The sequence below is a fragment of the Corynebacterium sp. HMSC06D04 genome (assembly GCF_001807315.1).
Lineage (GTDB): Bacteria > Actinomycetota > Actinomycetes > Mycobacteriales > Mycobacteriaceae > Corynebacterium > Corynebacterium simulans.
In genome coordinates this window covers 7,344-14,192 of record NZ_KV788546.1, presented here as the reverse complement: position 1 = coordinate 14,192, position 6,849 = coordinate 7,344, and the positions used below count along the sequence as shown (strand labels likewise).

The window sequence follows — 6,849 nt, the reverse complement described above, 5'->3', positions numbered from 1 at the left end:
GCGGACTCGCGGTACCAACTACCCCAAATCGACAGGTCTCGTTTTTCAAAGACGTGTGCAAGAATAGATCTGTTCGACGAAAACCAAAGGACTTTGTTCTGCGGTAGACAGAGAACCCTTGCGTGCTTGCAGTTAAGACTCCTGCCGTAAAGGGCCGGTAGGGCGTCGTTGCAAGACGCTCGGAAGCCTAGCCCGTAAGGAATAAATATGTTCAGAAGATATAAATATATTGGAAGACATCGAAAACAGAGTCGAGAGAGGAAGCCGCGCGCTCGCAATGCGAACGGGCCTCTCAAAACAGGTGTAGCAGTAACTACAATTGGAAACCAGGGTTGGGGCCTATGGGAGAGATTCCAGAACCTTAATCTTGCGGAGATAATTGAGGCGCTGCTGTCAACCTAACTAAAGACTCTGAAAGTGGTGCAACCTGTGGTGGGTTGTGCCACTTTTTTCGTTTCGCGAAACTTCAGGTTAAGTGGCAAAAGACACACTTTTTGTCGCATATCCGTCCGCGAAACTTCCACAACCCAAAAGGAAACCCCCAGGGAGCAACCCTGGGGGTTAGTCAGGCGCTGCTATCACCTAACTAAAGACTCTCTGTTCAGTGGGTTCACATTGAAATGTGGTGGTGATAACCCATCATCACAGTTTCCTTGAACAACACAGATACTCCTTGTTTTGTTCGTCCCCATTATGTGTCAAGGACGAACCATTCTGCAACTGCATTAGCACGACGCAACCACCCTAATCGTGTTTTTCATCGGGGTTCCTGCTCTGCAGGTGATGAAGGCCCAGCGGAACATGGGAGAGTTCACTAAAAATAAAACCACTTGGAAAACGGCATGACTAAGGAACGGCAATGGCTGGCATTGTGCATGAAGCCCAGGACACACACCTGTGCGCCCTATTCATCAAGGCTCACGGGGACGGTGGAGACTACGAGTACGCGCTAGACGCCGCCAACAGTGCAGCCAAACACCTGCAAGCAATACTGGCGGAACTACCTTCCGTCTTCCCACTGGCCCGCGACGCCGGCATACTCGCTAAGCTCGTGCACGCAGCACAACGGAATCTGTCTCAATAACGGCCCGCAGATAACCCGGACGAACTTCTAGATTTAGCTACCGGTCTCAAAGAACGGCTGGAAGACGCTCAATAAAAGGAAACTCCCCAGTGCTTCTCGTCGTTGGAAGCACTAAGGAGACAACTAGTAAATTCTGTATTTACACTGCGCTAATTAGCGCAGTGAAGTTTTAAATTAGAAAGGTGGCCGTTTGGAACTGGGCATCCGAGACGCCCAGTTCTTTAAGCTTATCTAAGTAGGCTTCTTTCCATTCCTGCTTCTGAGATTCTGGGAGTTCTTTGTAGGCGTCGTATGCTGCCCAAGAAACAACGGGGCCGATTTCGTCTTTTTCTCGTGTCCACATTTCGTAAGCAATGGCAGCTTCTTCTTCCGGCTTAAAAGTAAAATTACTCATACTCTGACCCTACCTACTCCCGATAAAACAGGCTCTTGATTTAAAACGGCCATAAGGTTCCGACAAAGGAAACTCCCCAGTGCTTCTCGTCTTGGAAGCACTGGGGAGAAGCCACCTGCGGGGGTGCGGGAGTCGTGGCTTTTTATTTTCCTTCCGTCCGACTATGCGCCGGGGGAAGCGCGCTGCGGACACCCAAAACCATACCGCCTTCACGCGCGCCCGCAACCGGAGCGAAAAATAGGACAAACAGCTACGTGATTTGGGCATAAAAAAGCCCCCAGGCATCCTGAACTGCTCCCCATTAGTTGGACTGAGAAATCAGTTTCCGATTAGTGGGGAGTAGTTTTCATTGAGAGCTCGAAGTTTGGTGAGTGAGCATCAGCGGGAGCAGTTGGTTGAACTATTTGAGCAAGGCGTGGGCTATCGTGCCGCTGCTACTGCTCTTGGTGTCTCCACATACGCCGCCCGTATGCTCTGTCGTCGGTTTAAGCTGCATGGCAGACTATGTCTTGTGGAAAAACCGACTAAGCAGCAGTATTCGTTCGAAATCAAGAAGGAAGTTGTCCAACGCCACCTTTCTGGTGAGACAGCGATGGATCTTGCGCGCGAGTTTGGCCTGTCATCAGAGCACTTGGTCGGCGGATGGTCGAGGAAATGGCGTAAAGGTGGCGATGAGGCACTAAAACCGAAGCCGAAGGGCAGGCCCAAGGGTTCGGGCACGCCGAAGCCGCTTTCGGAGGAAGCGAAGCTGCGTCGCCAGATCGCGCGGTTGGAAGCGGAAAACGCATATCTAAAAAAATTGCGGGACTTGAGGAATCAGGGACACGCCTGAAGGTCCAGGCGATTGTCATCCTCAAGTCACGGCATCGTCTGCAATACCTTTTGGATGCGGCCGGCATGGCACGGTCGACATTCTTCTATCACCAGAAACGACTCAGCGATCCGGATAAGCACGCTGCGCTCAAAGACGCGATCTGGGAAAGCTTCGAGCGCAACAAGTATCGCTACGGCTACCGACGAGTGCTACTTGACCTGCGCAACCAGGGGTGGGTGGTCAATCACAAGCTCGTCTACAAACTCATGCGCGAGATGGGGCTTCGAGCCAAGGTCCGCCAGCGCAGGCCATATGTTTCTTATAACGGGACGATCAGCCACATTGCCGACAACACACTTGACCGCAAGTTCACTCCAGATAAGCCAAATACCGTCTTTGTTAGCGACGTCACCGAGTTCAGGGTCGCAGGCCGCAAGGTCTACCTGTCACCGGTGATGGATCTGTTCGACCGTTCAATCGTTGCCCACACCGTGGCTACATCGCCGTCGACAGCGTTTACCGCCGATTCTTTAACTAAGACGATTAAAACGTGTGCGCCTGAGCCTGGGTGGATGATGCATACCGATCAAGGTTTCCAGTACCAGCATTCGTCCTGGCGCAACCTGATTCATGACAACGGTGGTGTTCAGTCAATGTCGCGTAAAGCCAACTGTTACGACAACGCGGTCATGGAGAATTTCTTCGGGCACTTAAAAACCGAGATGTACCACGGAGAAGTCTTCGACACCGTCGCAGAGTTCAACCAGGCCATCGACGAGTACATCCAGTGGTACAACACCGAACGCATCCAACAACGACTCAAGGGCCTGACCCCGATGCAATATCGAAATCAGACCCTTGAAGCCCTAACCGCCTAGAATTAAACCAGTCCAACTTTCGGGGGCCAGTTCATCCCCGGGGGCTTGTCTCGGGCATCCCCGAGACGTCGGAATAACCGAAAGGAATCAGTTAAACACTCGACACGAGTGATCGTAGAAAACGTAGCCGAAAAAAGCAACAAACTCCCACGTGAGACGTAAAATCAAAGCTCCCAATTAAACATATGCCAAGACATATGTTTAAGCATATGGTGGAACATATGGCAGAACATATGCTAGTATGAAACCTACAGCTCAAAGGACACTTTGAGAACACAACACTCGACACCTAAAAGGAGCAGCCATGCCCGTAATTTCCTGCCTCAACGCCAAAGGCGGAACCGGAAAAACCACCAGCGCAATCAACCTCGCCGCCGTCGCCGCCTACCGTGGATACACCGTCCACGTCCTCGACGCCGACGCCGAACAAGGCACCGCCTCCGAATGGATCGAATACGCCAACGACGCCTTCGAAGAAGACCCCAATGCACCACACGTTGACGTCGAAGTCGAAGCCGTCAACCGAGGAATCCTTGCCCGCAAGGTCAAAAAATACAGCGACGACCTTGTCATCATCGACGGCCCACCCAGCAATCACAGCATGTCTGAACTCATCATCGAAAACTCAGACTTCGTCGTCATTCCCACCACCGGCACCCACACCGACATGGCGCAAACCTGGAAAATCATCGACGTCATTCCAGAAGGCAAACACTACGCCGTACTGCCCACCATCTGGGACAAGCGCAAAAGCACCGCCGACCGCGCCCGGAAAGTCCTCGAAGACGAAGGAATCCCAGTCATTTGGCCCGGCGTAGAATCCCGCGCCTACTTCGACCGCCAATTCGGCCACTGGCCCCGCAACAGCGCCAAAGAGCTACACGGCTACCCCGCAATCTTTGACAAAATCATCGCCCACATCACCAACTAACCACACCTCAAAAAGGAGCAACCATGAACGACACCCCAGGTCTGGCACGCCCGAAAAAGAAGCAAACCGACGCCCAAGGAAAGCCCACCCTCACCAAAGACACCGGCCTTAATACCGCCAAAGCCACAAAGGCCACCAAGAAAGAAAAGCCGCATCGCACCACCGTCAACCTGCCCTACTCCATCTACAAAGAACTACGCAGAAACTGGGCAGAAACCGGCACTCCCATCTACCGCCAACTTCTAGAAGCCTGGGAACTAATCACCGACCACGGCGCGGACTACCAGCCCGCAGACGCGACCTACAACACCGACGAGCTCACCCGCACCACCACCGTCTACATCCCCAAAGACGCCCTCAAAGCCATGCAAAAAATCCGCAGCAAGCATGAAGCCTCCATCGCCGACCAGCTCATCTCCTCCTGGGCTCAACAAACCGGCTGGGAAGGATAACCACCCGCGAGACCAAGGAGCCACCATGTCCCACCAGACTCCCCACATCGCCGAGCGCGCAGACAACGACCCGCGCGAAGACCCCGAAGCGCTACTTATCGCAGCCCTGCTCTGGAACCGCGACACCACCCAAGCAGTAAACCTGACACAAACACTCACCCCCGCCGACTTCTACTCCACCGACTACGCCGCAATCTTTGCCACCATCAGCCAACAACTCAAAAGCGGCAGACCCTACGACCCTGCCAGTGTGCGCTCAGCACTGCACGCCGAAGGCGACCAATCCGGCATAGTCACCGACAACATCGACGGCCTTATCACCATGCTCACCAACCTAGAGCACATACCGCCGAAAATAACCGACTACGCCGAAGCCGTAGCCTCTAACTCGTATCGCCGCCAATACCGCAACATGGTCGAACGCCTAAGCCGCCAGGCGCACACCGCACCAGAAAAAGACCTCTACCCACTGCTAGTAAAAGAAGGTAAAAAACAACGCCGCATTAAAGAAAACTACTACCGCAACCACAAAGACACCCCGCAAGAGCGCCACTAAACCACACCCACCCCACGGTGGCCTTCGCTCCAATTTCCTCGCTTCGCTGCGGGAATTTCCACGACCTTCAATCATGGCCTGACCACCCCACCGCGCACCCGAGCGCAACTCCCGTGGAAAAACACCCCCAACACCACCGCGAAAGACCAGCCACACAGCCACACGCCGCAACCAGTGTCTGCTTACGGTAGATACGCTTTCATCTCCGCCTTCGGCAGCTTAACCCGCCTGTGGCTACGGTCAAGAACTTTCGCGGCATAAACCGCTCCCGCGCGCCCCGAATCCGGGGCGCTTTTTCGCTATTTATTCCACGCTTTCTTGACCTCCGCCACAGGCGGGCGCAGGCACTACGTGCCGGAGATGAAAGCAAGAAAAATGCACGCCCCACACCCCAGACCGACACCACCGGCACCAGTAAAACTACAGGTGACAGCCACAAAACCCGAACATATGCTAAAGCATATGGCCTACCATATGTCTTGCCATATGTTAAAACATATGTTAAACTAGAGGCATACCGCGACGGAAGGCAACACTCGACAAAGAAAGGAGCAGACATGCTCACCATCTACACCAAACCCGGATGCCACCCCTGCCGCCTGACCATCAAAACCGCCAACAAACTCGGCCTCAACTATGAGGAAAAGCCCGCCAAAGAACACGCCGACTACCTCGCCAGCCTCGGCCACGCCAGCGCCCCCGTTGTCGTCGACGAAGCCGGCAACAGCTTCTCCGGCTTCCGTCCCGACAAGCTACGCCAAGCCGCATAACCCAAAAAGCAAGGAGCACCCCATGGCCCAGGACACTGCCGAGACCATCAGTGCCACCATCACCGTCACCAACTCCGAAGCATGCCTTATCTCCGCCATGCTCACCAGTGGCGACAAAGACACCATCGCCACCATCACCGACAAACTCGACCCCGCAGACTTCGCCAACACGCTACTGGCACGAATCTTTGCCACCCTACAAGAACTTGTCAACGACAACCGCCCCACCGACGCTTCCACCGTCCTCAACGCCCTCCAAGCCAAAGGTAACCGCGACGGACTCGCCGACGACCAACACCACATCATGACCGAACTGGTCACCCTCAAAATCGTCGACCTCCACCTTGCCGACTACGCCCGCCAAGTAGCCAGCACCAGCTACCGCCGCCAATACCTCCACATGACCGAACAACTCCGTCACGCCGCCGAACACGCCCCCGAAGCCGAACTACTCGACATCATGATCAACCACGGCATAGGCCAACGCAAGGCCTGGCAACGCTACCAAGACATCACCACGATCTAGCCCGCCTGGGGTGTGCACACCCTGCCGATACGATCAAAAGCGTCCTCGAAATTCCAACCGAAAGGAAGCTTGCCGCCATGGCCTCATACGCCCTCGCCGCCTTCACCCTCGCCGCCCTCCTGGCCCTGACGATCCTCGCCCTCAGCGACGCTAATGAGCGCGCGGACATTGCCCTCTTTGGCCTGGCCGTCCCGGCTGTGTTCTGGACAGTCCCACCCGTTGTGCTCCGGCTGGCCGGATACTCTGCACCCGCTATCATGCTCTTTATCGCCCTACCGACCCTGGGATTTTGGGTCATGGTGGCCGGGCATCAGCTACGCCAAGCGTTCGCATAACCGCAGCGCATAGATTATAAATCGCACCGAACCGCCTGCCATATGTTTTAACATACGCTAAAGCATATGGCCTAGCATATGTCTTGCCATATGTTAAAACATATGTTAA

General features: G+C 54.5%; 8 protein-coding genes and 1 pseudogene. 8 read left to right on the top strand and 1 reads right to left on the bottom strand.

Going from position 1 to position 6,849, the window contains the following annotated elements:
• The first annotated feature begins 859 nt into the window (after window positions 1-859).
• Complete coding sequence (locus HMPREF3155_RS05840; protein WP_246817700.1) at window positions 860-1,084, top strand: hypothetical protein; 225 nt, start codon at window positions 860-862, stop codon at window positions 1,082-1,084.
• Between the two features lie 169 nt (window positions 1,085-1,253).
• On the opposite strand, the gene HMPREF3155_RS05835 is transcribed toward HMPREF3155_RS05840, so the two are convergent.
• Entirely contained in the window at window positions 1,254-1,478 is a 225-nt protein-coding gene (locus HMPREF3155_RS05835; protein ID WP_070432811.1) for a hypothetical protein, read from the bottom strand.
• Window positions 1,479-1,873: 395 nt separating this feature from the next.
• Between HMPREF3155_RS05835 and HMPREF3155_RS12865 the strand changes: the two are divergent.
• The 7 genes and pseudogenes from HMPREF3155_RS12865 (at window position 1,874) to HMPREF3155_RS05795 (ending at window position 6,740) form a co-directional block, all read left to right on the top strand.
• Window positions 1,874-3,170 (top strand): annotated as a pseudogene (locus HMPREF3155_RS12865) (IS3 family transposase).
• A gap of 304 nt (window positions 3,171-3,474) precedes the next feature.
• The gene (locus HMPREF3155_RS05820) at window positions 3,475-4,101 is read left to right on the top strand and encodes a ParA family protein (RefSeq protein ID WP_070432808.1); all 627 of its coding nucleotides are present in this window, start codon (window positions 3,475-3,477) and stop codon (window positions 4,099-4,101) included.
• A gap of 23 nt (window positions 4,102-4,124) precedes the next feature.
• A complete protein-coding gene (locus HMPREF3155_RS05815; protein ID WP_070432807.1) occupies window positions 4,125-4,553 on the top strand; it encodes a hypothetical protein in 429 nt (142 codons plus the stop codon).
• A 25-nt stretch (window positions 4,554-4,578) separates the two neighbouring features.
• Complete coding sequence (locus tag HMPREF3155_RS05810; RefSeq protein ID WP_070432806.1) at window positions 4,579-5,109, top strand: DnaB-like helicase N-terminal domain-containing protein; 531 nt, start codon at window positions 4,579-4,581, stop codon at window positions 5,107-5,109.
• A gap of 557 nt (window positions 5,110-5,666) precedes the next feature.
• On the top strand, window positions 5,667-5,879 hold the full coding sequence (locus HMPREF3155_RS05805) for a glutaredoxin family protein (protein ID WP_070432805.1): 213 nt from the start codon (window positions 5,667-5,669) through the stop codon (window positions 5,877-5,879).
• Between the two features lie 22 nt (window positions 5,880-5,901).
• Window positions 5,902-6,405, top strand: a complete 504-nt coding sequence (locus HMPREF3155_RS05800) for a DnaB-like helicase N-terminal domain-containing protein (RefSeq protein WP_070432804.1) — start codon at window positions 5,902-5,904, stop codon at window positions 6,403-6,405.
• Between the two features lie 77 nt (window positions 6,406-6,482).
• Window positions 6,483-6,740: a hypothetical protein gene (locus HMPREF3155_RS05795; protein WP_070432803.1), complete on the top strand. Its 258-nt coding sequence runs from the start codon at window positions 6,483-6,485 to the stop codon at window positions 6,738-6,740.
• Window positions 6,741-6,849 lie beyond the last annotated feature (109 nt).

Bases quoted from the DNA above. Each gene is read 5' to 3' on its own strand.
- HMPREF3155_RS05820 (WP_070432808.1), top strand. From the start codon at position 3,475: ATGCCCGTAATTTCCTGCCTCAACGCCAAAGGCGGAACCGGAAAAACC.
- HMPREF3155_RS05800 (WP_070432804.1), top strand. From the start codon at position 5,902: ATGGCCCAGGACACTGCCGAGACCATCAGTGCCACCATCACCGTCACC.
- HMPREF3155_RS05835 (WP_070432811.1), bottom strand. From the start codon at position 1,478: ATGAGTAATTTTACTTTTAAGCCGGAAGAAGAAGCTGCCATTGCTTAC.
- HMPREF3155_RS05810 (WP_070432806.1), top strand. From the start codon at position 4,579: ATGTCCCACCAGACTCCCCACATCGCCGAGCGCGCAGACAACGACCCG.
- HMPREF3155_RS05795 (WP_070432803.1), top strand. From the start codon at position 6,483: ATGGCCTCATACGCCCTCGCCGCCTTCACCCTCGCCGCCCTCCTGGCC.
- HMPREF3155_RS05805 (WP_070432805.1), top strand. From the start codon at position 5,667: ATGCTCACCATCTACACCAAACCCGGATGCCACCCCTGCCGCCTGACC.
- HMPREF3155_RS05815 (WP_070432807.1), top strand. From the start codon at position 4,125: ATGAACGACACCCCAGGTCTGGCACGCCCGAAAAAGAAGCAAACCGAC.
- HMPREF3155_RS05840 (WP_246817700.1), top strand. From the start codon at position 860: ATGGCTGGCATTGTGCATGAAGCCCAGGACACACACCTGTGCGCCCTA.